Source organism: Streptomyces sp. NPDC000075 (assembly GCF_040301925.1).
Taxonomy (GTDB): Bacteria; Actinomycetota; Actinomycetes; order Streptomycetales; family Streptomycetaceae; genus Streptomyces; species Streptomyces polychromogenes.
In genome coordinates this window covers 56,827-83,061 of the sequence record NZ_JBEPFL010000030.1, presented here as the reverse complement: position 1 = coordinate 83,061, position 26,235 = coordinate 56,827, and the positions used below count along the sequence as shown (strand labels likewise).

The following is a 26,235-nucleotide window of genomic DNA, read 5'->3' as shown; positions in this document are numbered from 1 at the left end:
GGTGCCGGCGGGAAATGACGCCGCAGAGGAGCTCCGCGGCTTCCGCGGCCGCTTCGAGCTCGTCGCCCAGGCCGTGGACCAGGTGCTCAACGGGAAACGGGACGTGGTCCGGCTGGCTCTGGCCTGCCTGCTCGCCGAGGGACACCTGCTGATCGAGGACGTCCCCGGCGTGGGCAAGACCTCACTGGCGCGGGCCCTGGCCGCGGCGTTCGGCGTGTCCAGCAATCGGATCCAGTTCACGCCCGACCTGATGCCGTCCGACGTCACGGGCGTCGAGGTCCACCAGGGGGGCGGCACCTTCGTGTTCCGCCCCGGGCCGGTCTTCGCCCACGTCGTCATCTGCGACGAGATCAACCGGGCCTCTCCCAAGGCCCAGGCGGCACTGCTCGAGGTCATGCAGGAGCAGCAGGTGTCGGTGGCCGGCCAGGCCCGTCCGGTCCCGCGTCCCTTCATGGTGGTGGCCACGCAGAACCCGATCGGCTTCGAGGGCACCTACCCGCTGCCGGAGGCCCAGCTGGACCGCTTCATGATGCGGCTGAGCATCGGCCGGCCGGATCTGGAGGCGGAAAGCGAGATCCTCGCCCGCGACGACCGGCCCACCCCGGGGCCGGCGCTCCCGGAACCGGTCTTCGACTACCGCGTGCTGACCTCCATGGTGGAGACCGCACGCCGGGTGAGGGTCGACCCGGCCGTGCACCGGTACGTCGCACTGCTGCTGCGCGAGACCCGCTCGGACGTCCATGCCGCGGGCATCCGGCTCGGTGCCAGCACCCGGGGTGGACTCGCCCTGCTGCGGGCCGCACGGGTCCACGCCCTCGCCCAGGGCCGGCAGGGTGTGACGCCGGACGACGTGAAGGCCCTCGTCGGCCCCGTACTGGCCCACCGGCTGCTGCTGACCGACCGCGCCCTCCTCGACGGGCTCACCGGCGAGGACGTCCTGCGCCGCGTCCTGGCCACCGTGGCGGTACCCCGGTGATCACGGCCCGCGGCGCCGGAGTGCTCGGCGTCAGCCTCGTCCTGCCGGCCTGCGCGTGGCTCCTGGGCACGGCGGCCCTGGCCGCCCCCGCGGTCGGCGGCCTGCTCTCCCTGGGCGCCGCAGCCCTCCTGGTCCGCTCCGCCGCCGCGAACGGCGGGCCGGCCCGGCTGGACAGGGAGACCGTGACGCGCGGGGAGACGGTGACGCTGACGGCCGACCGGCCGTCCGTCCCCGCCTGGATACCGCTGGCCTGGGAACTCCTCGTGAGCGAGGGGACGTCGGGGCTGCCGGGGACCCCGGCGGGTCGGGGTGCCGCGCAGGCGGCCGGCGACGGTGCGACCCTGGTCCTGCGCATGTCGCCGCAGCACCACGGCGTCCTCGTCATCGGGCCCTCGGCGCTGAGCGTCACCGACCCCCTGGCGCTGTTCCGCCGCGAGAGCCGGGCCGGCGGGGCCAGGACGCTGCGGGTCCTCCCGCGCACCCTCCCCGTCCCGGGGGCCCAAGGGGGCCGGGCACACAGCGCTCAGGTGACGGGCCGCCCCCTGCCCCGCCGCGACGGGCCGGAGTTCCACATGCTCCGCGAGTACCGGACCGGCGACGACGCACGGCGCATCCACTGGCCGAGCAGCGCCCGCACCACGACACTGCTCGTGCGCCAGGACACCGCCGTGGAGGAACCCGTCCGGTATCTCTGGTTCGACGCCCGGGCCGACTGCTATCCGGACCGCGCCTCGTTCGAGGAGGCCGTGGACACGGCTGCCTCCCTCGCCGTGGACGCCGCCCGCAAGGGGCTGGCGCTGAGGATGTGGACGAGCGACGGGGCAGTGCTGAACTCTCCTTCCGGTCCGTCGGGGGCGGCGCGCTCCCTGGAGTTCCTGACCGAGGTCGCGCCCGTCCCGCCGGGTCCGCGCCAGGACCGCCCTGGTTCCCGGCCGGGGACGGCCGCCGGGACGGCGGGCGGCCGTTCCCCGGGCCCGTACCGGGTGCCCGCCCAGGGCCTGCTGACCGTGGTGACGGGCGAGTCGGCGAACGGCCGGGCCCTGCCGACCCCTACGACGGGCGGGTGCGCCGTCGTCGCGCTGCACCTGGGCTCCGCCGCGCCCCGGGCCGAACCAGGGGGCGACGGTCCGGTCGCGGGCTCAGCCCCCGTGCGCCACCGCCACGCCCGCGACGCGGAGCAGGCCCTGCTCCTGTGGGCCTCCGCCGTGGGCGGGGCGCCCCGGAGGCGGGCGTGAGCGGGGCCCTCGGGCGCGCGGCGGGCCGGGCCCTGCCCGCCGGTTCGGCGGCCGCCGTCGCCGGCTCCGCCTTCCACCGCGCGTTCGGGTACGAGGCCCTCGCGCTGCCGCTGGCCGTGGCGACCCTGGTGCCCGTCGTCCTGGCGGTCGTGGCGGCCGGGGGCAGAAGGCGGCTGCCGGTGGAGGTCTCGCTGCCGCTGTCGGCAGGCCTGTGCTTCCTGACCGCGTGGGCGGTGCTCCACGGATTCCCGCCCCCGGAAGGGGTGCCCCCGCTGGGCACGCTGCCGGGTACGGCCGTCGAAGCGTGGGCCGCGTTCCTCGACGTGCCGCTTCCGGCGGCGGCGGACCCGGTGCTCCTGGCGGTGCCGTTCACCGCGACGTGGACGGCCTCGGCCGCGGGGGCGGAGCTGGCCGTACGGGCCCGCCGGGTCACCGCCGCCACGCTCCCGGCGTTCGCCCTGCTCGTCGTCGCGATCGCCCTGTGCCTGCCCGGCCGCGGATCGCTGCTCGGCCAGGTCGTCGCGCTCGTCGCGGTGGTCGCCGCCACCCTGGCGCGCCCGGCCGTGGCCCCCCGCACGGCCTGGCTCGTCCTGGCGCCGGCGGGCGTCACCGCTGTCGCCGCCGCCGTCCTGGCGACGCTGTGGCCGACGGGCCCGGCACCGTACGATCCGCGTGAACACCGTCCGGCCGTCGAGGAGTCGGCCGCCGTCAGCAGCCCGCTGGCCCAGTACGCACAGTGGGAACAGCAGCCCGACGAGGCCCTGTTCACCGTGGAAGGCGGCCCCTCCGGGGCTCCGCCCTCCTCCGGCCCGGCCGCTGGACCGGAGCGCTGGCGGCTGGCCTCGCTCACCTCCTACGACGGCCGCGAGTGGACCCTCCACGACGTCTTCACCCCGGTCTTCGGACCCCTGCCCGCTGATCCGGTCCTCGGGCCCCTCGCCGCAGGGCGGGCGGAGAGGGGAGGGAGCTCCTCGGCCGTGATCCGGAACCTGACGGGCCGGCTGCTGCCCGTCCCCGATGCTCCGGTGGCCCTGCGTTCCGAGCGGACCCGCCTGTCGTTCAACCGTTTCGAACGCACGGTGCTCACCGCCTCAGCCCTGTCGCCCGACGCACGCTACCGCGCCACGGGCGGCGCGGCCCCGGCCGTCACCCCCGCCGAGGCGGCCGGACTGTCACCCGCATCCGGCCTCCCGCAGGCGCTGGACGTACCCGGTTCCGCGCCCCCGTCGTTGCGGGAGCTGGCCGACCGGGTCCACGCCGCCGCCGGCACCCCGTACGGGCGGGCCCAGGCCCTCGCCTCCGAGCTGTCGCGGGAGTACCGGCGGACGTCCAACGCGCCACTGAGCCAGCCGATCGCCTCGCTCAGCCGGTTTCTGGCCGACCGCAAGGGCTCTGCCGTGGACTTCGCCGCCGCGTACGCGCTCGCCGCCCGGCTCGAAGGACTGCCGTGCCGGATCGTCGTCGGATTCCGCGTCCCGGCCGGCAGCGGCCCACGCACCGTCCTCGCCCGGGACGCGGCCCTGTGGACCGAGGTCGCCTTCGACCGCGTCGGCTGGCTGCCCTTCGACCCCGTCCCCGCTCCCGGCCTGCCCGACCAGGACGACGCCCGTCCGGAACCGAGCCCCGTCACAACCGCACCGGTTCCCTCCCCCTCGTCCCCGCCCTCCCCCTCGTCCTCGTCCTCGTCCCCGCCCGGCGCGGGCGGCGGGGCGTCCCCCACCGGCGCGGCGCGGCCGGGGGACGCTCAGGGGATCGGCGCCGCCTCCGGCATCCCCTGGGCCGGCTGGGCGACGGCGGCCCTCGCGGCCCTCGCCGTATCGGGGGCGGCCGCCCGCATCTGGCTGGTCCTCCTACGGCCCGTGGCGCGCCGGCGCGCGGGGCGTCGCGCGGCCACACCCGCGCGACGGGTACTCGCCGCCTGGCTCGATGCCCGGCACGCCTTCGACGCCGCGGGCGCCGACCCGCCCGACCCCTCGCACACCCTGGTGGAATCGGCCCGGCTGCTCTCGCGGGCCGGGCCCGCGGCCGCCGTCCGCGCCTCCGCCGTCTCCCTGGCACAGCTCGCCACCAGGGCCCGCTTCTGCGAGCCGACCGCCGAGGAGCGGGCGGCCGATCCCTCCCTGGGAACGATGGGCCCGCAGGACGCCGAACTGGCCTGGCTCCTGGCCGAGTCCATCCGGGACGAGCTGCGGCCCGAGCGCCGGCTGCGGGCCCTCACCTCAGCGGCCCGGGTCCTGCTGCCCGCGGCCCTCTCGGCCCGGGTGCTGCCCGCCCGCGCCCTACCGGCCCGCCCCCGAACGGAGGAGGAACGCGTTGAGCAGCACTGACCTGGGGCTGGCGGCGCCGGGGTGCCACGTCCTGCTGATCGGCAGCGGGCTCAGCGCCGACCCCGAGGTGCTGCCGCCCGTTCCCGCCGTGCACCGCACCCTGGCGGACCTGGCCACAGCCTTACGCGAACACTGCGGGGTCGGCCCCGGGCAGCTGACGGTACTCGAAGACCCGCCGGACGCGGAGACCTTCGCGCGGGCGGTGTCGGACGCCGCCCGCGCCGCCCACGACACCCTGCTCCTCTACTACGTGGGCCACGGACTGGTCGGAACCCACAACGAGCTCCGCCTGTGCACCCGCGCCACCACCGGCCACCCGGACACCCTCCCGTACAACACGCTCGGCTTCGGGCAGATCCTCGACCTGGTGCGCAGGTACAAACCCGAGCGGCTGATCACCGTCCTCGACTGCTGCCACGGCGGCCGGGCCGCCGACGATCCCTTCACCGGGCTGCGCCGCCACTACCTGCTGCCCGCGGCCGCCCGCGACGAGGCGGCCCTGGCACCGGCCGGCGCGACGCACACCGTGTTCTCCGGGGAACTGCTCGCCCTCCTCGACGAGGGCGATCCGGGGGCGTCGGCCCACCTCACCCTGGAGGACGTCCGGCGCCGGCTCGCCGGGCGCGGGCTGGAGCCGCACGTCCAGCAGGACAGCACCTCCGCATGGTTCGCCCTGGCCCGCAACAAGGCCTTCGTATCCGACTCGGGAATCGTGCCCGGCCCCCCGGACACGGGGATCTGCCCCTATCCGGGCCTCGCCCCGTTCGAGGAGTCGAACCGGCGCTGGTTCCACGGCCGCGAACAGCTGAGCAGGGACCTCGCCGCGGCGCTCACCGGCCCCGGCCACCCCGGACTGCCGCTGATCCTGCTCGGTGTCTCCGGCGTCGGCAAGTCCTCGCTGCTGCGCGCCGGACTGCTGCCCGCCCTGCGCCGCGGCGCCAGCCCCGCCGGTCTGCCCCTGGGATGGGAACCCGTGCTCCTCACCCCGACGGAGCACCCCCTGGACGCGCTGGCCCAGGCCCTGTCCGCACCCACCCGGCTGCCCGCCGGACACCTCAGGAGGCTCCTCGCGGACGAACCCCACGCGGTGGCGGACCTGCTGCACCGGCCGGGACTCGGACACGCCGTGGTCGTCGACCAGTTCGAGGAGGCCTTCAACCTCTGCGAGGACGCCGACGAGCGCACCGCCTTCATCCGCGCGCTCGCGGAGCTCGCCGCGCTCGGCGGCACTCCGCGCGGCCCCGTGGCCGTTCTGCTCTCGCTCACCGCCCACTCCTTCGCCGCCTGCGCCGAACGTCCCGAACTGGTGCGGGCCGTGACGGAGCACCAGTTCGTCGTGCCACCGCTGTCCGCCCCCGAGATCCGGGCCGCCGTGACGGAGCCCGCGCGTCAGGAGCACCTGCGCGTCGAAGCGGGCCTGCTCGACCTCATCCTGGCCGATCTCGGCCACGGCCCCGCCCCCGGGGGCCAGGAACTCTCCGCCCCGGTCGCCACCAGCCTCGTCCACCTCGCGCAGGCGCTGACGGCGACCTGGGAGCGGCGGACCAACGGCGTCATGACCATCCGCGGCTACCGTGAGGCGGGGGGCATCGCCGGTGCCATCACCCAGTCCGCCGACGAGGTCCTGCGCGGCCTCGGCCCGGACCAACGGCTCGTGGCACAACAGCTGTTGCTGCGTACGATCCGACCGGGCCGCCCCCTGGAGGGGGTACCGCCGGTCCGTACCGCCGTGGACCGCGACGCGCTGGTGCGCGAGCTGGGCAGCAGGCACACCGAGCCCCTCCTGGACCGGCTGCTCCGGGCCGGGCTGCTGACGCAGACCGGGCGTGCCGTGCAGCCCGCTCACGAAGCCCTGCTGCGGGACTGGCCGCTCATGCGCAGGTGGCTCGCGGCCGACCCCGAATGGCGCGTACGGCACGCCCAGTTGACGGATGCCGCGGCGGCCTGGCGGGACGCCGGCGAGACCGACGCGGACCTCTACCGGGGCCACACACTGAGCCGGGCCCTGGAGCTGACCCAGGACCGGAGCACGCTGGAGGTCGGCGCCGAGGTGCTGCGGTTCCTCGACGCCTCGGTGAGGCGCCAGCGCTCGACCACCCGCCGCTCCCGGACCAGGCGCCGTCTCCTGGCCCTCGGCGCCACCGCCTCCGCCGTCGTGCTGGCCGCGGCGTCCGTGCTGGGATGGGTCGCCCACCGGGCGCAGGGGCGGGCCGACGCCGAGGCCGGGGCCCTGCGGTCCCGGCAGCTCGCCGCATCGGCGCTGACGCTGCGCCACGTCGACCCGCCGCTGGCGGCGCGCCTCGCCGTGGGGGCGGAGCGCAGCGCCCCCACCGACGAGTCGTGGGCCGCGCTGATCGCGAACTCCGGCCTGCGCCCCGCCGACTCCGGCGGCCGCGCCAGCGACCTGCCGGCGGCGACCTCGTACGCCGCCGCGTCCGACCGCCCCGTGGTCGCTCTGGCCAGCGGGGGAGGAGTACAGCTGTGGGCCGTCGACACCCGGTCGCCCCTCACCACGCTGCGTACCCGCGCCCCCGTCGTGGGACTGGCCTTCTCACCGGACGGGCGATGGATCCTCGCGGTCGCCGACGGTTTCCTGCTGTTCTGGGAGGCCGCGGCGCCCGGACCGGAGCCGGTCCGCAAGGTCGAGGTGCCGGACGGCACCGGATTCGTGGAGGCCGTGGGGTTCTCGCACGACTCCGCCACCGTCGCCCTCACGGGCAAGGACTCCACCCGTCTGGTATCCGTCGAACCGGCGGGGCCGGCGCGGATACGGACCCTTGCCGGCGAGGCGCTGCGCTACGGCGCGGGCGGCCGGATGCTGACCGGGCATGACGGCCAGGGGCGGCTGCTGGTGCGGCGGGTGGCCCAGGACGGCACCGAGGGCCCACCCCAGCTCCTGCCCGGGGCGTCGGGCCCGTACTCGGAGGCGACGAGCGTCTCGGCCGACGGGAGCGTCATGGCGGTCCGGCGTCAGGACGGGACGGCCGAACTGTGGTCGCTGCCGGGCGAGCCCCGTCGTACGGGTACGGTCGCGTCGGCGGGAGCCGCCGCCGCCCCGCCCGCACTCTCGGCCGACGGAGGGCTGCTGGCGGTGCCCGGTGGCGAGGGCGTCCAGGTGTGGGACGTCCACGGGGCCGTCCCGGCGCTGCTGGGCCAGACCTCGGGGCAGGGCGCGGCCCGGATGGCGGCCTTCCTGCCGGACGGACTCCGGTTGCTGGTGACGGACGCGGCCGCGTCCCGGGTGTGGGACACCCGGGCCCTGCGCCAGCCCGGGGCCATCGGCGCCGCACCGGTGGCCGGCGCGGCGGCGGTGGCGTACCGGCCCGACGGACAGGCCCTGGCCGTCGGCGGCGCGGACGGGGCGGTCTCGGTACGGACGGTCACGGGTGCGGTGGTGCCCGTCCCCGCCGGGCTGGCGGCGGCGAGCGGGCAACGGGTCCAGGACCTGGCGTTCGCCCACGACGGACACACCCTGATGGTGGTCCGGGGGCGGGGCGTGGAGCTGTGGAACACCACGGATACGGGTGCGGCGGGTCCGCTGGCCCTGGTACCGGGTGTACGTGCGGCCCTGGCCTCCGGCTCCGCACGGCTGTCGGTCCGTACCGCGCACGGCACCGTCGAATGGTGGGAGGCCGACCCGCCCGCCCGTCCGCGCCTGTTGTCCTCGGTCGAGGGCACGGGGGCGGCGTCCACCGCTCCGGTGGCCCTCGCCCCCGACGGGCGTACCGGGTTCACCGGCTCCTGGTGGGACCTGACCGCGCCCTCGTCACCGCGCGCGCTCAAGCCGGCGGGGAGTGCTCCGGCGGCGGACACGGTCCTGGTCTCCGGCGCCGACGGAGCCCTGGCGGCAGGCGGCGGCCTCACCGGGGTCGAGGCCTACGCACGGCCGGGCCGGGCTCCGTGGACGGGGCCCGGGATGCGGGGCTTCACCCCCACGGCCGTCGCGCTGGCACCCGACGGAGCCCTGGCCGCGACCGGCGACGACCGGGGCACCATCCGCCTGTGGCGCCGTACCGGAAGCGGGCAGTGGCGGGCGCTGGCGGAACTGCCCCGGCGCGACGGCCGGGTGACGGCCCTCGCCCTGTCGGCGTCGGGAGGGCTCGCCGCCGCGGTCGCCGACGGACCCGTACTGATCTCCGACCTGTCCCGCAGCGCCCTCCTCTCGGCCCTGTGCACCGCTCCGCCCCCGTCCGGAACCGAGGCCGAGGCCCGCTGGGCCGCCTACGGCGGCCGGGGCACCCTGGACTCCGCCTGCGGCGGCACTCCCCAGCGGACCTCGCTCCCCGCCGCCGCCCCACCCTTCGAGACGCACCGCGACGGAAAAGGAATCTCATGAGGATCAGTTTCACCTCGGACGGCCCCTCCGATCCGGTGGAGGCCGACGACTGGCGCGACCTCGCGGCCAGGCTCGGTGCGGAGCCGAGCCTGGGCCGGGTCGAGGAACTGCGCGCCCCGATCCGGCCAGGCACTTTGGGCGGTGACCTGTACGGGCTGATCGCCGAGGTCGGCGCTGCCGGGGTGGTGGCGCTCGGCGCCGTCGTGCAGTCGTGGATCCGGCTGCGCGCAGGCCGGTTCAGGGTGTCCTGGGAGAGGGACGGCGGGGGGCGCACGGTGATCACGGTCGACGGTACGAACGCCTCCGGTGCCGAGTCGGCGCGCGTCCTCCTCGGGGAGATCGCCCGCGCCGTCGAGAACGACGCGAACTCCCCCCACCCGCTGCCCCCTTCGCCGGGCCCCGGGGCACCACCCGACCCCGAGGCCCTGCCGGGTCCCGGCCTCTGACCCGGCTCTGCGCAAGGACGCGGTGAACGTCGTACGGGTCGCGTGCCTCTGACGGCGACGGTGTCGTCGAGGAGCGATCACGAGCGCCGCTGCGGGAGCGGGCAGGGGAAGGTCCGACTCGCGCCAGACGTGGGCGTCGGCCTTGTGGCCTGGTGGAGGGCGTGCGCTGGCGATGACCAGGCGGCTGTCCGCGTCGATGATGACCCGCACGTTCGCCGAGAACCGGTAGTTCCGGGATGAGGCGGCGATCGTGCGGTCGCGGACCGGGATCAAGGTGCCGTCCACGATCCACAGCCGTACTACGTCGGCGACAGGCCGCAGTGCCGGCTCCAGTGCCAGCAGTGGCCGGAGCCGCTGGATGACCCGGCAGACGGTGGCCGGGGAGATCCCGAAGAGCGGAGCGAGCTGCCGCATGGTCAGGTTCGTGCGGTAGTACACGGCCACCAGCAACACCCGGTCCGGTAGCGGCAGGCACCAGGGGTGGCCCCCGCCGGGCCCGGTCCCGCCCCGCTGCGGGACCGGCCGTTGGACGTCGCGGCGGGCTGTGGTGACCGGACGTGGAGTTCACCCGGCCCCGTGATCGAGCCGTACGGCCTGATGGGCCCCATCCCGGTGGTACGAGAAGCGAGGGCGCGGCTGGAGACGGCACGCACGGCGAGCGTGGGAGCGGCGGCTGAGGCGCAGGCCCAGCAGCAGAAGGCGGCACGGAACATCGAGAAGCTGACCAGCCCCGACGGGTGAACCACCACGCGCAGGCCCGCCCGACATCCAGGCGACGTACCCAACGCCAGGAGTCCGCGATCGGGCGCTGGGCTGCCGGCCTAGCCCGATGACGAGGCTGGCCGCGCGACCCATCCTCCCAGGAGAGGAAGCTGCGATCTTTGCCCAGGCGGACGAGCTCAACGCCCACATCGCTCGGCTCCTCGAACACTACGGGTAGGCTTGTAGGTATGGGATTTGACTGGGAGAACATACTCGGCGCAAGCGGTGACGACCTCAACGATGCCTACGACAGGGCGGTCTCCGCGGCCATGTACAGCGATGACCCGGGGGATGACCCCCTGCCATTCCCAATCGGCGAAGAGCACGACTGCACAGACGGCTTGCGCTGAACCGAGCGCACGCACGAAACGCCCCGGCAAGCCGGGGCGTTTCGCCGTCTCAGAGATCGTGTCAGTCGATCCTGCCCGAGCCCTAGCCGGCCAGCTTCTCTCCTTGGATAGTGGCACTGTCCAATGAGGAAGGAGGCAGGGGCTGTGAGCGAGTACACCAAGCCACTCGTGATGGGCGCCATCGGGGTGCTGATCGTCCTCTTCGGTTTTACACCCGACTTGGGTGACGGAGCCAAGGAGTGCGCGGGGCACGACATGAAACCGGGCGACTCCTGCACGACGGCAGACGGCGCGTACGGCTACGACGACATCGCGGCCAAGGACGCCGAGAACCGGCAGAACAAGAAGGTGATCCTCTCCTCCATCGGTGGAGCCGTGATCCTCGGCGCTCTCGGGGTTGCCACACATACCGGGGTGGAGGACTTGCGGTACGCCCGCAGCCGGCGCAGGACCGCCCGCCACGACGCCCCGATCGCCGTGGAAACGGCGAGGATAAAGATGCGCACGGACCTGAACGGCATGGGCGCAGTCCCTCTGTCCCCCGCCGCCACAAACGGGCACGCCCAGCCCAGTCTGCTACTGACCGTATTCGGAGTCGTCAGCCGGGAGACGGGCGGGGAGCATCTCACCCCTGGTCCCAGATCACCGCGCTCAGCAAGCGGGAGCCGAGCAACGGCCACCCCCGCGCGGTCATCACCCGCCGTCGCGGCGCTCCCCTTCACTTCACCCTGGCCACCACCGCAGACCTTGCCGCGTTCTCACTGGCCCAGGAACTGGTGACACGCACACGAACCACTTGAGGCGCTTCCAGCCCGTACCTGGCCGTTACCACGCCGGACACCACGACAAGCCCAGCGCGGGCGCTCTTAGCAGGAGTCCCGCCATCGTCTGGCCCGCGCGATCTGCCACGGCGGTCGCGGCCAGATCCGCCAGGCGTACCGCGAGGGCCACGACAGCTACCTGTTCAACATCAAGGCCAGCGGCCCCGGTCCAGGCCTGCGCCAGCGCGGCGTCGTGGTGGAGAACGGCCGTGGCCTGGTCAGAACAGGGTGTTGTCGTTCTTGGAGGTGGCCGGGATGACCTGGAGGACGTCCCAGTGCTCGACGATCTTTCCGTTCTGGTCGAAGCGGAAGATGTCGATGCCCGCGTAGTCGTCGTCTCCTGGCCAGGTCTGGTGGCAGTGGAGGATGACGTGGTCGCCGTCGGCGAAGGCGCGTTTGTACTCGACGTGTTTGCCGGGGTATTCGGCGGCCATGCGCTCGAAGTAGTCGATGAACGCCTGCTTACCGTCGCCGACGTGCGGGTTGTGCTGGATGTAGGTGTCGCCGACGAAGCGATCGACGGCCTCGGCGGGGCGGCAGTCGTTGAACATGAGGTCGTAGAACGCCTTGGCCGTGGCCTTGTTCTTCTCCGGATCGCTCATGGGGTCACCGTAGGACCGGCCGCGGCCTGCGGCGCGGTGAGTGCGTCGAGCAGGTGATCGGCGCCGACGGGGACTGGCAGAGCCCGTTCCTTCAGGTCGGAGGGGATGTCGGGGTGGGTGGGGTTCACGCGGACGAGGCGGGCCTGGGGTTGTGACTGTTGTCCCGTGCCACCCAACGCTGATCGTGTGCCATCGAACTTTGACGGACGCGAGTTTGTGCCATCAGAGTTTGATCACACCTGTCACCTCGTTGGGGCGACTTGTGCGAGTTCTCCTTCCGGGTGGGCGCCTTCCCCGCTACCAAGATCGAGCCTTGTACGGACTGCGAACGGACCCTCCATGATCTTCACCGCTCTGCGCGGCGTTGCCGGTGCTGCGCTCCTTGCCGGACTCGTCGCCGCGGCTCCAGCTTCACACTCGGAACCCGTCCTCAGCCCCGCGGCCGCCGCTGTGGACCCTGCGGCACCCCCCTCACCCACCGCCAAGCGCGGCGAGTGCGTGTTCTCGACCAACACGGGGCCGGACGCGAAGGACGTGGGAAAGCCCCCCGCCCAGCCGCCGTACACCGGCACGGTGAAGACCACCCTCAAGACCAACCTGGGCGACATCGAGCTCGACCTGGACGGGAAGAAGGCCCCCTGCACCGTCGATTCCTTCACCTACCTGGCCGAGAAGAACTTCTTCGACCGGACGTACTGCCACCGTCTGACCACTGGGGCGCTGAAGGTGCTCCAGTGCGGGGACCCGACCGGCACCGGCTCCGGCGGGCCGGCTTACCAGTACGGGGAGGAGAACCTGCCGAAGGCCGCATCCGGCAAGCAGACGGCCGAGTACGCCAAGGGCACCCTGGCCATGGCCAACGCGGGCCCCGGCACCAACGGCAGCCAGTTCTTCATGGTTTACGGCGACTCCGAGCTGCCGCCGAACTACACCGTCTTCGGCAAGATCACCAGCGGCATGGACATCCTGGAGGAGGTCGCGCGGGCCGGAACGGACAACGCGAATGGGGAAGGCGACGGCGCACCCCACAAGAAGCTCACCCTCCAGGACGTGACTATCGCCGCGAGGTAGGCCACACGGATCTGACGCCGACGGGCTGTGGGACTGGCCTCCGGCCGTTGCGATCACTCAAAGTTCGATGGCACAGGACAGACGCTCCTACGCCATCGAACCTTGATCGCGTGCCATCGAAGCCGAGCGACTGTGCCGAGGCAGTCCATGAGGCCGCCGAATCAGAACGCAGCCTGCACCGTTTCCACGCGCAGCCCTGAACCGTCGACGCGGATGCAGGTGCGCTGGCCGGCCGTTCTCACCGGCGCATCACCCCATCGACTGAACACGACCCGGCTCCGAGAGTTTCGCCACTCAAACTTCCTGCCCGGGCGTGACACCTGCCCTCGCCTGTGGCACGCCCCTTCCGCCCGGTGGACGCCTGGCCGGCCTGCCCGGCTACCGGGCATGAGGTGATCGCCACCGTCGGCAGCAGCCGAAGGCCGACCCGCCCCGGCGCCCCCGGCTGGGAGGGAAGCCGCATGCGCCTTACGTACCACGGCCGAGACCCGCGCGGCACTCGCCGCCGTGACCCTGCCCGCTGCAGCCGCCGCCCCGCGCAGCGGGCAGCGATCCGGTCGGCGAACGGCCTCACCGCGTCCCCGGTGCCGGCCCGGGCGACCGCCTCGGGGTCGGCCGTCCCGTCCCGGCCGGTCTCCTCTTCTACCTCGGCGGCGACGCCGAGTTCCCCGATGTCCACCCCGACCAGGTCGCGGCGCCCGGCCGGCGCCGGGACCTGCCCGCGCTCCTGGACCACCACGTCCCGTACGGGCCTCCGTGGGCGCGGGACGGGCCCGCTGTCAACCGCTGCGCGCCGCGTTCACCGTTTCGGGGTGGGGGTGTTCGGCTTCGCGGGTGGCGGACGGTTCGGCTGTGTGATCATCCGGAGCGACATTGTCGTGGAGGCGGACCGTGGAGCATGGGTGCCGGCCGCCCCTGTGGGGAAGGACATGGGGTGAGCCTGACCGGGCACCGATCGATCCGGCATCCGAGGCCGCCGGGCATCGACACGCTGCAGTGCAGGCAGCGCTACGGGCTGGGTTTGGTCCCTGACCCGCGGCACCGCGCCATGATGGCCGGCCTGCTGGATTCCGGTCTCCTCGACGCTCTGGTGGCGTTCGCGCTGGAGTACGAGCCGGCGGTGGACCAGGAGGGGGCCCGCTTACGGGCCGGCCTGCTGGCCGCCGAGTTCGAGGCCTTCGGGCTCCCCGTCCCGGCGGCGACGATCCGCACCATCACCGTGATGCGCGGCCTGATGGTGCCGGTCACCGATGAGGACCTCGCCTTCGCACTCGACCGCATCTGGGTGTTCGGTACCTTCCTCGACGACCTGTGCAGCCGCGCGCCGGCCGAGGCCGAGGCGGTCCTGCAGGAGGCTCTGCTGCCCGAGCGGCCCCCTTCCCGGCCGACCACTCGCTACCTGCGGCACGTGTTCGAGCAATTGGCGCCGTTCTGCGAGCCGACGTTCCTGGCGGTCTACCGGGCCTTCCTCCACAACGCCCTCATCGGCGTGCTGATGGAGGCGGAGTTCACGCCCCAGGTCTCCGACGGAGTGGACAGCGACTTCGTCCGCGCCTACAACGGCTTCTCCCAGTTCTGGTTCGTCTCCCTGCAGTTCACCCACCCGTGCCTCGATTCCGCCAGCGACCGGGCCTTCTGGTCGGCGGCACTGTCCTCCGGGGTCACGTTCCTGAACGACGTCAACGATGTGCTGTCGTGCTACAAGGAGGCGCTCGACGGGACCGACTTCGCCAGCAGCAGGCTCTACCGCACCAGCATGCGGGAACGCATGCCCTACCAGGCGGTCGCCCGCCGCGCGCTCGCCGGCGGCCTGGCCGCCCGCGACCGCCTCCTCGCCCTGGCCACCAACGATCAGCGCCCCCACCTGGAGCGCTATATGGCCGGCTACGTCTACTTCCATCTCCGCTGTCGCCGCTACCGCTGGAACGACATCTACCCGGGCCTGACGCCGATCGACACCTGACATGCGGGGCGGCGAGCGGCGTAGGCAAGCCCTGCCAAGACCGGGCCGTGCCCGAGCGTCGTTGTTCGAGATGATGTGGCGGTGTCTCTTCGCTATTTCAATCAGACTGGCTGGACCGCGATCTTCAACGGCACCGACACGGAGATCGGCCGTATGGTGCGTGTGGAGGGCTGGGACCAGGCGACTGGGACGGCTCTGGTCGTCGATCCCAAGCGTGGTGCCCTGCGCGCGGTGACGGACTACGAGGACTTCTCCCACTTGGAGCGAGCCGATCAGGTCGTAGCCGCGGTGCCTGGTGGTGGGTGGCGGGTGCACTGGAAGGACGAGGGGCCAGGGGGAACGCCGCTGACGGAACAGGTGCTGGCCTGGTTGATCACCTCGCAGGGGCGGGCGACAGCCATCACGGTCGATGCCGCGGGGCATACCGAGGACGCTGACAGCGCCGATGTCTTCATCCCGCCGGGCGAGGACCCGGTGTCCTGATCGGAGCCGGTCAGGCCACGTCGTTCTCCCGCTCGATGGTCTTGAGGCGGTTCTTCAGTCGGTAGCTGGGGCCGTTGATGGAGATCACTTCGCAGTGGTGGAGGAGCCGGTCGAGGATGGCGGTGGTGAGGACCTCGTAGCCGAAGACCTGGCGTCCGCGTTCTCCGAGCACATGGCCCACCGGAAGATCGCCGACCTCGGCCTCCGCGTGGTGACCGGCGGCCTCGGCCCGGACGAGTTCCTGATGGGCTACGTCCGCCAAGCCCTCGTGCTCTTCGGCGCCGACGCCGTTTTTTCCGCGCCGGGATGGACGCCAACAAGCCTCTGGCCGCCAAGCTCATGCACACCGCCGGCGAGCCCCTCGACACGGCGGAGGCGGTCACCCGGCTCATCCTGCGCGGCCCGGACCCCGACGGCCGGATCCGGGAGCTCGTCGCCGACGCGATGGCCCGCGCGGGCGACGGCCTGGCCCGCGGCCTCACCCTGGCTGACCTGGCGAAGGCCTGGAGGCCGCTGGTGATGACCAGCGACAAGCTCGCCTCCGCCTACGCGCTCGAACGCCGGTCCCCCTACCTGGCCCGCGATCCAGTCGAGCTGTCCTATCGGCTCCCGGTCGAGCACAAGATCAACGATCCGGCCCAGGGCAAGCGGATCCGGCGGGACGCGGCCAAGGCCCTGGGCCAGTCGCGACAAGCTCGGCTTCGCCTCCCCGGTGCCATCCTGGCTCAACGACAACCTCGCGGCCTGGGCCGACTCCCAGATCCGCATGGCCCTCACCGACGTCCCGCCCGGGTTCCGCCCCCTCCTCGAGGGGGGTTTGGAGCCCGGTGGCCGGTTCGACCGCACTCGCATGCCGGCCCTCATGGCAGCCGCCTGGTTTTCGGACCGGACGGTGAGGGCTGCCGCGTGATCCCCAACTCCGTTACTCCGGTGAGGGGATGCACTCCGAGAACACCGCCATCGAGGAGCCGGCCGCCGCCCGCGGAGCCGTCGCGATCATCACCAACCGCCGCGGCGAAGTCCTCCTCCACCTCCGCGACGACCTCTCCGAGATCGCCTGGGCCGCCCACTGGTCCGTCCTGGGCGGCGGCTGCGACCCAGGAGAGTCCCCTGCCGACGCGATCGTCCGTGAGCTCGACGAGGAAGCGGGCCTGATCCCCGATGACCTGCTTCGCCGCCACCTGGGACGGCGACGAGACGGACCTGCCGAGGGCGTCAAGCTCCAGTTCTTCGCCCCCGACTACCTCGACATCCTCACGATCCCGCCGTTCATCCGGGACGGGATCCACCGCTATCTGGCCGCCGGGCCCTCCTGATCACGCCGCCCTTTTCGGGCGGGGCAAGGGTGGGGCCGCCAGCGGCGGCCCCAGCCGAAGGGACGACCCCGAGCATGAAGATGACCGTCATCGGATGCGGCTACCTCGGCGCCACTCACGCCGCTTGCATGGCCGAGCTCGGCCACGAGGTCCTGGGCATGGACTCCGACATCGACAAGGCCCACACCCTCAACTCCGGCCGGGCCCCGTTCTTCAAACGCGACCTCGACGGACCCCTCGCCAAGCACCCCGCGACCGGCCAGCTGCACCCCGAACCAGCCCGGCAGCGACGCCTAGGACCTCACCCACCTCTTCGACACCGTCCGCCGTGAAGACCCCGGCCGTCGTCGCGGTCAAGTCCACCGTCCCGGTCGGCACCGCGCCCCGCGTCGCCGAGATTCTGCGCGAGTACGCTCCCGCCGGGGGCTGATCTGGCCCGCATCGAACGGCACTGGGTGCGTCACCACATCAACGTGCTGGGCGGCCTGCGGGCTTGCCGCACTGTGCCGGACCCAGTGCTGGAAGTAGGCGATCGTGTCGTCGGCGCGGGCTCGTCCGCTGCGGTGGATCTTTCCGGTGCCGGCGAGGCCGACGGCGGCTGCCCCCTCGACCTCGCCGACGATCCGCATCAGGCCCAGGGTGTAGAGCAGGTGACTGGTGAAGGCTGCTCCGACCGGCGGGGTCATCCGGCGAGCGATGCCGCGCATGATGTGCGCGTCACCTTCTGTACCTTCTGCCCTCTCTGCCGGTGGTCGGGCTCCGGCGGTTGTGACACGGGATCCTCCTGCTCAGGTGATCAAGGGCGGGTCGGGTGTGGCCGCCGAGGCTGACGGGCGCTCCCGCTCGATGGCGCGAAGGGAGCCCTGGGCGCATTCCGGCGCCCGTCGGCGCCCGTCCGGGGGCCTGGGCGGACTGGGCTGGGCGGACTGGGCTGGGCGGGGGGCGTCAGGTGGTGAAGGTCTGGTGGCCGAGGACGCGGAGGAATTCCAGGCGTTCGGCGGCGTCGGTGCCGGGCTGGGGCCGGTAGAGAAAGAGGCGGTTGCCGGTGCTGGGGCTCAGGACGACGTCGCATTGCAGGTCGAGGCGGCCGACGTGCGGGTGGAGGAGGGTCTTGCGGGCGGAGCGGACCGTGGCGACCTCGCCCAGTTCCCAGATGGCGGAGAACTCCTCGCTGCGCTCGAGCAGGTCGTTGACGAGTTGCTCGCCGGCTGGGTGGGGGCCGTGGCGGAAGACGGCCGCGCGCAGGTCGGCGACGATGACGCGGCCGAGTGACGCGTGGTCCTCCTGCGGGTACAGACCGCGGGCTGTGGGGTGGGTGAACCAGAGCCAGGCGCCGTTGCCCTCCCGGCCCGGTCGGCTGGCCAGCGGTCCCAGCAGGGCGGCGGCCGCGGCGTTCTGCACGATCACCGTGCCGAGCTCGTCGACGATCTGCGCGGGGGTGTCGGTGAGGGCGTCGACGATGTGCATCAGCCCGGGGTCGGCGTAGCCGTCGGCGGAGTGGTGTTGTGGGGGCTGGTGGCCGGCGACGGCGTAGAGGTGGTCGCGTTCGTCGGTGGACAGGCGCAGGGCGCGGGCGAGGGCGCCGATCAGGGCTTCGGAGGGGTTGACTCCGCGTGCCTGTTCGAGGCGTTCGTAGTAGTCGGTGGAGATGTTCGCCAGCATGGCCACTTCCTCGCGGCGCAGGCCGGGGGTGCGGCGCCGTCCGCCGGGGATGAGGCCGACGTCGGCGGGGCGCAGGGCCTCGCGGCGGGCGCGCAGGAAGCGGCCCAGCTCTCGGCGGTCGGTCATGTTCGGTGCTCCCTGGCGGTACGGCGGTCACTGCGGCAGAGCGGGACGGGGCGGGCTTGCAGTGCGCTGACATGACCAGCTTGGTACGTCCGCCTCCGGTTATCCACGTATTGCCGGACCGACGATAAACGCACCGTGGATACCCCTTCGTGCCTGCAGCAGGCTGGGAGACAGCCGCTGGGAGGCCCCCTCCCAGTCCGGCGTTTTCGCACGTAGACGGCCGGTTGCAGCCGTCGAGCACTGCTGAGGAGCTTCATCCCATGGCCAAATGGACCAGCGCCCGCATCCCCGACCAGAAGGGCCGGACAGCTGTCGTGACCGGGGCCAACAGCGGTCTGGGTTTCCAGACGGCCCGCGAGCTGGCCCGCCACGGCGCCCACGTCGTGATGACCGCCCGGGACCGTGATCGCGGCACCGCCGCCGTGGAGCGGCTCCTGGCCGAGCAGCCGAGGGCGAGCGTCGAGCTGCGCCTGCTGGACCTGTCAGACCTGGACTCGGTGACCGCCTTCGCACAGGAGGTCCTCGACGACGGCCTGCCGGTGGACGTCCTGGTGAACAACGCGGGCGTCATGTGGCCCCCGCACCGGCTCACGCGACAGGGCCACGAGCTGCAGTTCGCCACCAACCACCTCGGCCACTTCGCGCTCACCGGCCTGCTGCTGCGCCGTCTGGAGAAGTCCGCCGCCCAGGGCCGCGACGCCCGCGTGGTGACGGTCAGCTCTGTCGAGCACCGCGGCGGCACCATCTTCTTCGACGACCTGCACGGCGAACGCGGCTACGCCCCGCGCGCCTACTACTCCCAGTCAAAGCTCGCCAACACCCTGTTCGGCCTGGAACTCGACCGGCGGCTGCGCGCGGCCGGATCGACGGTGACCAGCGTCCTTGCCCATCCGGGCTACGCCAGCACCAATCTGCAGTCCAGCGGCCCGACCGGCTTCCTGCGGTTCTTCTTCTCCAAGATCGCCAATCCGCTGATGGCCCAGCCCGTCGAGAAGGGGGCCTGGAACCAGCTCTACGCGGCCACCGCACCCGAGGTGAAGGGCGGCCAGTTCATCGGCCCGGACGGCTTCGGCGAGTACCGGGGCCACCCCGCCGTGGTCCAGCCCGACAAGGCCGCCCAGGACCTGGACGTCGCCCGTCGACTGTGGTCGGTCTCCGAGCAGCTCACCCAGGTCCGCTACCCCTCCCGCTGACCACTGCCCGACACCACCGTCACGTCCATCGACGAAAACATCCGGAAGGCACCACAGATGACCACGCACAAGCGCGTCCTGGGCCGCCAGGGCCTGACCACCTCCGCCCTGGGGCTGGGCACGATGGGGATGACGATGTTCTACGGCCCCAGCAACCGCGAGGAGAACATCACCACCATCCACCGCGCGTTCGACCTGGGGGTGACCCTGTTCGACACCGCCGAGGTCTACGGTGGCGGCACCGGATCGAACGAGCGGCTGCTCGGTGAGGCCGTCAAGGGCTTCCGCGACGAGGTGGTGCTGGCCACCAAGTTCGGCTACGACCTCGCCAGCCCCGGCGGTCTCAACAGCCGGCCCGACAACATCCGCAAGGCCGCCGACAACAGCCTGCGCTACCTCGGCACCGATCACATCGACGTCCTCTACCAGCACCGCGTCGACCCGGACGTGCCGATCGAGGAGGTCGCCGGGGCGGTGAAGGAGCTGATCGAGGCGGGCAAGGTCCGCTACCTGGGTCTGTCCGAGGCCGGCCCCGAGACCATCCGCCGTGCCCACGCCGTGCAGCCGGTCTCGGTCCTGCAGACCAAGTACTCCGTCTTCGAGCGGCACGTCGAGGACACCGTCCTGCCGGTCGTGCGCGAGCTCGGGATCGGGTTCGTGCCTTATGCCCCGCTGGGACGCGGGTTCCTCACCGGAGCGATGAAGCCGGCCGACCAGTACACCGCGGACGACTGGCGCCGCCTCGACCCGCGCTGGCAGGGCGAGAACTTCGACGCCAACGCCCTAGCCGTCGCTGCCCTCACCGAGCTGGCCTCGTCCAAGGGCATCACCACGGCCCAGCTCGCCCTTGCCTGGCTGCTCGCGCAGGGCGACGACATCGTCCCCATCCCCGGCACGCGCAGCCCCGAGCGCCTGGCGGAGAACATCGGCGCCACCGGCGTCACGCTCACCGGCCACGACCTCGCCCGGATGAAGGAGATCCTGCCGAACGGCGCCTTCGGCGACCGCTACGCGGCTCCCTTCATGCCCAAGGGCTGACACCGACCCCGACCCGCCGCAGCCGACGAGGGGCTCTTCCGCTTCGAGTTGGCGGGCGGTGTCGTGAACGAGGGTGCGGAACCAGCGGTGGCCGGTGTCGTGGGTGTGGACGGGGTGCCACCACAGGGCCTCGTTGATCGGCCCGGCGTCGAAGGGGCAGGGGAGCACGCGCAGGGACGGCGGGAGGGGGACGGCCCTGGTCAGGCGTCGCTGGATGACGGCGACGCGGTCGGTGTCGGCCACGTACAGGGGCAGGGCCAGGAAGCTGTCGGTGACCGCTTCGGGCTTCAGCTGGAGGCCGCTTTCGGCGAGGCGGTGCAGCATGAAGCGGGAGTCGCGCGGCTCGAACTGCCCCAGCACCCACCGCAGTCCGCCGATGTCGTCCGCACCGGGTGCGGCACGGGTGAGGGGGTGGTGCCGGTCGGCGATGACAACCCATTCGTCGGCGAAGAGCGCCAGGCTCGGCAGTCCGCTCACGCCGCTGTCCCGGGGCGCGATCAGCCCGTCCGCCGCGGAGGCGCCGGCTTGGTCGTGCATGGCTTCGGGAGTGGCGAACTGGCGGAACCGCAGGCGGGCGTGCGGTGCCCGCTCCTGGAAGGCGGTCAGGAGCCGGGGGCCGAGGACGGCCATGGCGTAGTCGGAGACGTGGAGGGTGAACTCCCGCTCGGTGGTTGCGGGGTCGAAGTGGGATTTGGTGGCGAAGAGCCGGTCGGAGAGCTGCAGGACGCTGCCGGTCTGTTCCTGCAGTTGCTGTCCGAGGGGGGTGAGGCGGTAGCGGTTGCCCTCGCGTACGAGCAGGTCATCGCCGAAGTGCCTACGCAGGCGCGCGAGCATCGCGCTGGCCGCCGGCTGGCTGACCCCGATCCGCTCGGCCGCGCGGCTGACGTGCCGCTCCTCGAGCAGGGCCTGCAGGGCGATGAGCAGGTTGAGATCAGGACGGGCCACACCCCAAGGCTATCAACCAGGCTGATATATCCATATGGATCATTGATTTCCTTTATGTGTGGTGCGGCAGAAGACTCGATGGCATGAACCAGCACGAACCGAGCCTCGAGCTCACCAACGCTCTGCTGATCGACGGCACCGGCGGCCCCGTGATCGACGGCGCGACCGTTGTCGTCTCCGGCGGCCGGATCGCCGCCGCCGGGACCGGCGCACCGGTCCCTCCCCACGCGACGGTGGTCGACCTGGAGGGCAAGGCGGTCCTTCCGGGGCTGATCGACGCCCATGTGCACCTGGGAGGACTGGGCTTTCGGAGCACGCCGCCGTTCGGTGGCCGGGCCGCCACCGGCGACTACGCCGCCGCCCGGGAAGGGGCCTTGCGGTACGGGGTCACCACCCAGCGCAGCCTGGGCGACTTCCTCCACGACGGCATCGCCGTGCGGGACGGCATCGAGAACGGCACCCTGGCCGGGGCCCGGGTCGTGACCAGCGGGCCGAGCTTCCAGGTCGAGGGCGGGCACCCCAACGCCACCGTCTGGGGCAGCGAGCCGGCAGCCGTACGGGAAGGCGCCCGCATGCCGAAGACGGCCGAAGAAGCGGAGCGCATGGTCGACGAGCTCGCCGCCGCGGGCGTCGACCTCGTCAAGATCATTATTTCGAACAACGCGATATTCGGCCCGGCCCGGCCCGAGCTGAAGATGCCCTGGCACCTCACCGAGGCCATCGCCGATGCCGCCCACGCCCGCGGGCTGCGGGTCGCCGCCCACACCGAGACCGTCGAGGACGCCAGGACGGCGGTCGAGCGCGGTGTCGACGACATCGAACACCTGGTGCTGCGCGCGGAGGAACCGCAGGACGAGGCCGCCGCCGAGGCGCTGTTCGCCCTCATGGCCGACCGCGGCACCTACCTCGTACCCACCATGGTGGCCCACCGGTTCGAGGCGACCGCCGACGGGGACGCCCGCGCCCTGCGCTACGGCAACCACCTGGTCCACCGCGCCTACGAGGCGGGCGTACGGCTCGGGGTCGGCTCGGACGCGCACTCCCCGGGCCTGCACGGCTGGAAGCTGCGCGACGAACTGGTGATGATGGTCCACGACCAGGGCATCCCGGCCCTCGCAGCCCTGTCCATGGCGACGAAGACCAATGCCGAGCTGCTCGGCATCGCCGACCGCCTGGGCACCGTCGAGCCGGGCAAGACCGCCGACCTGCTGATCGTCTCCGGTAACCCGGCCCAGGACATCACCGCCATCGGCCGTGTCCACCGGGTGATCCGAAGCGGCCGAGTCGTCTTCGAGGGCGAAGGAGCGTGACCACGTGACGAAGATCGACGTCCAGGCGGCCGCATCGGTTCGATGAAAGTCCGGATCACCCAGAGCTTCGCCGATGGTGCGGCCCGCTCGACATCCGTGAAGGTGACGATGGGGTGCGGCAGCGGCGCGAAGGCGTGGAAGCTCTACAAGGCCCCGGCCGTGCGGACCCTGACGGTGGGCCAGGACGCTGTCTTCGACTTCGCCCTCAGCTCGCCCGGCAGCGACACGCTCACCCACAAGGAGCAGCCGTTGATCCGGGCCTGGCTCGCCAACTGGAACGGGCACCCAAGGCCCTTCGTCTGGACGAAGACAGCCGACGAGATCCTCGACGAAGTCGCTGCCCACTGCCACCGAATCTCTGACTCAGGTCACTAGCCGCGGCAACTGGGGCCCGGAGACACCGACCGGCGGGGAGCAGGGGCTGCCGTGGAATCGGTTCAGGCACTGGGTGGGGTGGGCTGTCTGACCTGCCCTGATGGCAGTCTTCCGGCAGGGTGTGGCTGATAATCGCTCGGGAAGTAGCTGTGGCTGGTGGCGCAATTCGGTCGATACGGACCGCCGTGACATCAAGTGGAGAGGATCATATGGGACCGCTGGTTGCGTCGACTGCTGTCGAGGCACGTGAGGACAGGTTCGATTGGTTCTGCGAGGCAGTGTCCGCAGATGTAATGCCCGTGACGCTCAGCACCAGCCATGCGGCCGACTTCCAGGCACATATGACCCACCTCAATCTCGGTGTGGTGAGGCTGGGCGCTGTGGAATGCTCACCGGTGCTCTCACGTCGCACCCTGTCTCATGTCCGGCGTGGCGATCCGGAGCAGTTGCAGCTGGCGCTCATCTCGAAGGGCACGTTCAGGATCTCTCAGCGCGGCACCGACACGGTGGTCGCGGGGGGACTCGTACTCACCGACACGTCGCGACCGAGCGAGGGAGCCTGCATAGGCGGGCAGGTCGAGACGGTCGTCATGCAGATTCCACGCCAAGCCCTGGCACTGAACCCGAACCAGGTGGACCGACTCCTCGGACGAAACCTGGCCGCAAGCTCAGGGGCAGTCCTCGCCGACTTCATGAAATCGCTGCTTACCCGGGGCCCGGGCATTCGTCCGGAGGAGTTGCGCGCGATGGGCTCTGTCACCCTCGACTTGGCCACAGCGTTCCTCGCACACCGGCTCGGGGACCCAGGTGAGGCGCCGGCCGAGGCTCGCGCGCAGGAGACACTCCAGCGGATCTACCGCTTCGTCGACAACAGTCTCGGTGATCCGGCACTGACCCCTCAGATGATCGCCGACCGCCACAACATATCCCTGCGGAGTCTCCACGCGCTCTTCGAAGACGAGCCCCTGACCGTCGCTGCGCACATCCGCCGAAGCCGTCTGGAGCGTGCCCGTACCGACCTTGCGAGGCATGACTTGAGCCGACAGCCTGTCCAGACGATCGCGGCGCGCTGGGGCTTCCTCACCGCCACCGGGTTCAGCCGGGCATTCCGCGAAGCCTACGGCATCACCCCCACCGAGCATCGTGAAATCTCCCTGGCAGGCCGACACCGCACATAGAGCACGACAATCGTCGCCGTCACCCATGACGCGCCCTACCGGGCTCAGGCATCTCCTCGTCTTTGGAACCGCCGTTCTCATCTGAACGGGCTTGTTCGTCTGGATGCGGTCGATGAGCGCGGCAAGGTCGGCTGCGGCGCTTGCCGGTCGGCGTTGTGGGAGTTGAGTTCGTTGATGCCGGGGCGGAGCAGTACGGCATGGGTGCCGCTGCGTTCTGCCGGCGGTCGATGCCGTCGCGGATGCCTTGGGTGGTGTAGCCGCCCTGATTGGTGATCCGGTCCCAGAGCGGGGCTCGGTAGCCGGCGCGGCTGGACTGCCGTCACCGGCGGTGATGGAGTCGCCGAGCGGCATGATCCGCAGCAGGGGAGGGGCGGGCTGCGGGGCAGCGTCAGCCGGTGAGGCAGCCAGACCGAGTGCGGCGGTGGTCCCCACCAGCAGGGCGGCGGCCAGGGCAGGGCTGCGTTTCTTCATAAGGGAGGCTTTCTGGGGGTCGGCCCTGCGACTCGCACGAGGATGAGGGCCTGGCCGGGAGAAGGGGCGACAAAGGGACGGCCGTCCCTGTCCTGCCCTGGGGGCAGGACAGGGACGGCCGTCAGATGGAGCCACGGCGGGGCTCAGTGGAGCGTGCTCGCAGTGGCTCAGGTGCCGCTGGCGACGACGCCGATGCCGGTCCAACCGTTTCCGCCGACCGGGTCGCCGCCGTTCCAGAGCCAGACGGAGGCGCTGTTGCCGTCGCCGGCGAGCACGTAGTCGGCGTGGGTGTCGCCGATGGTGCCGGCGAGCGGGTCGGTGGCTCGGGGAGCGGACCCGAGCTGGGTGGGTGCAGCGAGGTCTTGGCGCCGTTGGAGAGGTACCGGCGCAGTTGTCCGTCAGGGGCACGGCCCAGAGGTCTGCATGGCCGTCGCCGTTCACATCGCCGGGGCAGGATCTTGGTCAGACCGGCGGGCGACCGCTCCGCGCCAGGCAGGGCGACGACGCCACAGGGCAGAGCGCGGTTCGTGCCGACGGTGCCGCGGTGCAGAGGCCGTTGGTGCTGGGGCCCACCAGGTCGTACTGCCTCCCCCGTCTGCGTCACCGAGGGCGGCGGACGGTCGCATGGGCCCATCCCGTCGGACGGTCGTGCACTGCGCTGACGGCCGCCCGCATTTGGGCGAACCCCCGCCGCACGGTGAACGACCTCCGTGCGGCGGAGCAGCCATTGGCGGTTAGCGCAGGGTCGAGCGCGGCGCGGGTCAGCCGTTCCAGGTACCGGTGAGGGCGAGGTGGCCGGGGGATGCAGGCAAGCCCTGGAGGGCCACCGCGGTGGTGGTGGCCCAGTTCCGGGGAGCCGCCCCGCCACCCCTCCGAGTTCGACCGCCTGCTGAAGACCGCCCCGGGGCGGGCTGCGCCTGGTCGGTGGCGGGCTGACAGGTCCGGACGCTGGGGCGGATCCGTGGGTGTTCCAGGCCGAGTGTGCCGAGGCGTTCTCGAGCCGCCCCTGCCACCAGTAGGCAGCCTCGAGCGGCGCATCGAGGTGGGAACAGGCGGCAAGGCGTTCCTTCACCGCTCCCTCCGCCGGCTTGCGGGCGTCTTCCTCTTGGTCGATGGCCGTCTGGACGATGACGATTCCGGTTGCCACCGTGCCCCCTCGCCGAGCCGTTGGTCCTGCGAGCCTGCTGGCCCCGTGGGAAGCGACATCGACGCCGTCCATTGGTCGGCGCAGAGCGGGGCGGCGGGCCCG

The 26,235-nt window shown here is 72.2% G+C and carries 19 protein-coding genes and 6 pseudogenes; 18 read left to right on the top strand and 7 right to left on the bottom strand.

Going from position 1 to position 26,235, the window contains the following annotated elements; translation table 11 throughout:
- The first annotated feature begins 1 nt into the window (after window position 1).
- The 5 genes from ABT403_RS29000 to ABT403_RS28980 are packed head-to-tail and all read left to right on the top strand — an operon-like array spanning window position 2 to window position 9,320.
- A complete protein-coding gene (locus ABT403_RS29000; protein ID WP_344155109.1) occupies window positions 2–976 on the top strand; it encodes an AAA family ATPase in 975 nt (324 codons plus the stop codon).
- Window positions 973–2,211, top strand: coding sequence for a DUF58 domain-containing protein (locus tag ABT403_RS28995; RefSeq protein WP_344155106.1), 1,239 nt, complete (start codon window positions 973–975; stop codon window positions 2,209–2,211). Before ABT403_RS29000 ends, ABT403_RS28995 begins: the two co-directional genes overlap by 4 nt.
- Window positions 2,208–4,538, top strand: a complete 2,331-nt coding sequence (locus ABT403_RS28990) for a transglutaminaseTgpA domain-containing protein (RefSeq protein ID WP_344155103.1) — start codon at window positions 2,208–2,210, stop codon at window positions 4,536–4,538. The genes ABT403_RS28995 and ABT403_RS28990 overlap by 4 nt, the downstream gene beginning before the upstream one ends.
- Complete coding sequence (locus tag ABT403_RS28985) at window positions 4,525–8,874, top strand: caspase, EACC1-associated type (RefSeq protein ID WP_344155100.1); 4,350 nt, start codon at window positions 4,525–4,527, stop codon at window positions 8,872–8,874. The genes ABT403_RS28990 and ABT403_RS28985 overlap by 14 nt, the downstream gene beginning before the upstream one ends.
- The gene (locus tag ABT403_RS28980) at window positions 8,871–9,320 is read left to right on the top strand and encodes an effector-associated constant component EACC1 (RefSeq protein WP_344155097.1); all 450 of its coding nucleotides are present in this window, start codon (window positions 8,871–8,873) and stop codon (window positions 9,318–9,320) included. Before ABT403_RS28985 ends, ABT403_RS28980 begins: the two co-directional genes overlap by 4 nt.
- Before the next feature lie 78 nt (window positions 9,321–9,398).
- On the opposite strand, the pseudogene ABT403_RS28975 reads toward ABT403_RS28980, so the two are convergent.
- Window positions 9,399–9,845 (bottom strand): annotated as a pseudogene (locus ABT403_RS28975) (transposase family protein); the annotation flags it as partial.
- Between the two features lie 51 nt (window positions 9,846–9,896).
- On the opposite strand from ABT403_RS28975, the gene ABT403_RS28970 reads away from it, so the two are divergent.
- Both ABT403_RS28970 and ABT403_RS28965 read left to right on the top strand, forming a co-directional pair.
- Window positions 9,897–10,061, top strand: a complete 165-nt coding sequence (locus ABT403_RS28970) for a hypothetical protein (RefSeq protein ID WP_344155094.1) — start codon at window positions 9,897–9,899, stop codon at window positions 10,059–10,061.
- Between the two features lie 515 nt (window positions 10,062–10,576).
- Window positions 10,577–11,212 carry a hypothetical protein gene (locus ABT403_RS28965; protein WP_344155091.1) on the top strand — a complete coding sequence of 212 codons (636 nt, stop codon included), beginning with the start codon at window positions 10,577–10,579 and terminating at the stop codon, window positions 11,210–11,212.
- Between the two features lie 259 nt (window positions 11,213–11,471).
- Here the strand turns inward: ABT403_RS28965 and ABT403_RS28960 are convergent, their stop codons facing one another.
- Window positions 11,472–11,855 carry a nuclear transport factor 2 family protein gene (locus ABT403_RS28960; protein WP_344155089.1) on the bottom strand — a complete coding sequence of 128 codons (384 nt, stop codon included), beginning with the start codon at window positions 11,853–11,855 and terminating at the stop codon, window positions 11,472–11,474.
- 498 nt (window positions 11,856–12,353) lie between these two features.
- Between ABT403_RS28960 and ABT403_RS28955 the strand changes: the two genes are divergently transcribed.
- From ABT403_RS28955 to ABT403_RS28945, 3 genes are all read left to right on the top strand, one after another.
- The gene (locus tag ABT403_RS28955; RefSeq protein WP_351650182.1) at window positions 12,354–12,926 is read left to right on the top strand and encodes a peptidylprolyl isomerase; all 573 of its coding nucleotides are present in this window, start codon (window positions 12,354–12,356) and stop codon (window positions 12,924–12,926) included.
- A gap of 1,021 nt (window positions 12,927–13,947) precedes the next feature.
- On the top strand, window positions 13,948–14,889 hold the full coding sequence (locus ABT403_RS28950; protein ID WP_344155085.1) for an isoprenoid biosynthesis enzyme family protein: 942 nt from the start codon (window positions 13,948–13,950) through the stop codon (window positions 14,887–14,889).
- An 81-nt stretch (window positions 14,890–14,970) separates the two neighbouring features.
- Window positions 14,971–15,372, top strand: a complete 402-nt coding sequence (locus ABT403_RS28945) for a hypothetical protein (protein WP_344155083.1) — start codon at window positions 14,971–14,973, stop codon at window positions 15,370–15,372.
- Window positions 15,373–15,382: 10 nt separating this feature from the next.
- Here the strand turns inward: ABT403_RS28945 and ABT403_RS28940 are convergent.
- Window positions 15,383–15,523 (bottom strand): annotated as a pseudogene (locus ABT403_RS28940) (ATP-binding protein); the annotation flags it as partial.
- Between the two features lie 155 nt (window positions 15,524–15,678).
- On the opposite strand from ABT403_RS28940, the pseudogene ABT403_RS28935 reads away from it, so the two are divergent.
- The 3 genes and pseudogenes from ABT403_RS28935 to ABT403_RS28925 all read left to right on the top strand — a co-directional run.
- A pseudogene (locus tag ABT403_RS28935) lies at window positions 15,679–15,987 on the top strand (hypothetical protein); the annotation flags it as partial.
- A 323-nt stretch (window positions 15,988–16,310) separates the two neighbouring features.
- Window positions 16,311–16,688: an NUDIX domain-containing protein gene (locus tag ABT403_RS28930; protein WP_344155079.1), complete on the top strand. Its 378-nt coding sequence runs from the start codon at window positions 16,311–16,313 to the stop codon at window positions 16,686–16,688.
- Window positions 16,689–16,762: 74 nt separating this feature from the next.
- Complete coding sequence (locus tag ABT403_RS28925; RefSeq protein ID WP_425580142.1) at window positions 16,763–17,020, top strand: hypothetical protein; 258 nt, start codon at window positions 16,763–16,765, stop codon at window positions 17,018–17,020.
- Window positions 17,021–17,041: 21 nt separating this feature from the next.
- On the opposite strand, the gene ABT403_RS28920 is transcribed toward ABT403_RS28925, so the two are convergent.
- Together ABT403_RS28920 and ABT403_RS28915 are read right to left on the bottom strand one after the other, a co-directional pair.
- Complete coding sequence (locus ABT403_RS28920) at window positions 17,042–17,395, bottom strand: hypothetical protein (RefSeq protein WP_344155077.1); 354 nt, start codon at window positions 17,393–17,395, stop codon at window positions 17,042–17,044.
- Window positions 17,396–17,633: 238 nt separating this feature from the next.
- Window positions 17,634–18,476: a helix-turn-helix transcriptional regulator gene (locus tag ABT403_RS28915; protein ID WP_344155075.1), complete on the bottom strand. Its 843-nt coding sequence runs from the start codon at window positions 18,474–18,476 to the stop codon at window positions 17,634–17,636.
- A gap of 260 nt (window positions 18,477–18,736) precedes the next feature.
- On the opposite strand from ABT403_RS28915, the gene ABT403_RS28910 reads away from it, so the two are divergent.
- Window positions 18,737–19,669 (top strand): oxidoreductase, encoded by a 933-nt coding sequence (locus ABT403_RS28910; RefSeq protein ID WP_344155073.1) that lies wholly within the window; start codon window positions 18,737–18,739, stop codon window positions 19,667–19,669.
- Window positions 19,670–19,726: 57 nt separating this feature from the next.
- Window positions 19,727–20,707 carry an aldo/keto reductase gene (locus ABT403_RS28905; protein ID WP_344155070.1) on the top strand — a complete coding sequence of 327 codons (981 nt, stop codon included), beginning with the start codon at window positions 19,727–19,729 and terminating at the stop codon, window positions 20,705–20,707.
- A 66-nt stretch (window positions 20,708–20,773) separates the two neighbouring features.
- Here the strand turns inward: ABT403_RS28905 and ABT403_RS28900 are convergent.
- Window positions 20,774–21,652 (bottom strand): annotated as a pseudogene (locus tag ABT403_RS28900) (LysR family transcriptional regulator); the annotation flags it as partial.
- Window positions 21,653–21,735: 83 nt separating this feature from the next.
- On the opposite strand from ABT403_RS28900, the gene ABT403_RS28895 reads away from it, so the two are divergent.
- From ABT403_RS28895 to ABT403_RS28885, 3 genes and pseudogenes are all read left to right on the top strand, one after another.
- The gene (locus ABT403_RS28895) at window positions 21,736–22,962 is read left to right on the top strand and encodes an amidohydrolase family protein (RefSeq protein ID WP_344155067.1); all 1,227 of its coding nucleotides are present in this window, start codon (window positions 21,736–21,738) and stop codon (window positions 22,960–22,962) included.
- A gap of 252 nt (window positions 22,963–23,214) precedes the next feature.
- Window positions 23,215–23,337: pseudogene (locus ABT403_RS28890) on the top strand (IS630 family transposase); the annotation flags it as partial.
- Window positions 23,338–23,630: 293 nt separating this feature from the next.
- Window positions 23,631–24,515, top strand: a complete 885-nt coding sequence (locus ABT403_RS28885; RefSeq protein ID WP_344155200.1) for an AraC-like ligand-binding domain-containing protein — start codon at window positions 23,631–23,633, stop codon at window positions 24,513–24,515.
- Between the two features lie 1,516 nt (window positions 24,516–26,031).
- Here ABT403_RS28885 and ABT403_RS28880 read toward each other — a convergent pair.
- Window positions 26,032–26,205, bottom strand: a pseudogene (locus ABT403_RS28880) (hypothetical protein); the annotation flags it as partial.
- Between the last annotated feature and the right edge of the window lie 30 nt (window positions 26,206–26,235).

What these genes read in the sequence shown, in the direction of transcription:
- ABT403_RS28920 (WP_344155077.1), bottom strand. Translation starts at nt 17,395, where the DNA reads ATGCGCGGCATCGCTCGCCGGATGACCCCGCCGGTCGGAGCAGCCTTC.
- ABT403_RS28925 (WP_425580142.1), top strand. Translation starts at nt 16,763, where the DNA reads ATGAAGATGACCGTCATCGGATGCGGCTACCTCGGCGCCACTCACGCC.
- ABT403_RS28895 (WP_344155067.1), top strand. Translation starts at nt 21,736, where the DNA reads ATGAACCAGCACGAACCGAGCCTCGAGCTCACCAACGCTCTGCTGATC.
- ABT403_RS28885 (WP_344155200.1), top strand. Translation starts at nt 23,631, where the DNA reads ATGCCCGTGACGCTCAGCACCAGCCATGCGGCCGACTTCCAGGCACAT.
- ABT403_RS28960 (WP_344155089.1), bottom strand. Translation starts at nt 11,855, where the DNA reads ATGAGCGATCCGGAGAAGAACAAGGCCACGGCCAAGGCGTTCTACGAC.
- ABT403_RS28915 (WP_344155075.1), bottom strand. Translation starts at nt 18,476, where the DNA reads ATGACCGACCGCCGAGAGCTGGGCCGCTTCCTGCGCGCCCGCCGCGAG.
- ABT403_RS28910 (WP_344155073.1), top strand. Translation starts at nt 18,737, where the DNA reads ATGGCCAAATGGACCAGCGCCCGCATCCCCGACCAGAAGGGCCGGACA.
- ABT403_RS28930 (WP_344155079.1), top strand. Translation starts at nt 16,311, where the DNA reads ATGCACTCCGAGAACACCGCCATCGAGGAGCCGGCCGCCGCCCGCGGA.
- ABT403_RS28980 (WP_344155097.1), top strand. Translation starts at nt 8,871, where the DNA reads ATGAGGATCAGTTTCACCTCGGACGGCCCCTCCGATCCGGTGGAGGCC.
- ABT403_RS28905 (WP_344155070.1), top strand. Translation starts at nt 19,727, where the DNA reads ATGACCACGCACAAGCGCGTCCTGGGCCGCCAGGGCCTGACCACCTCC.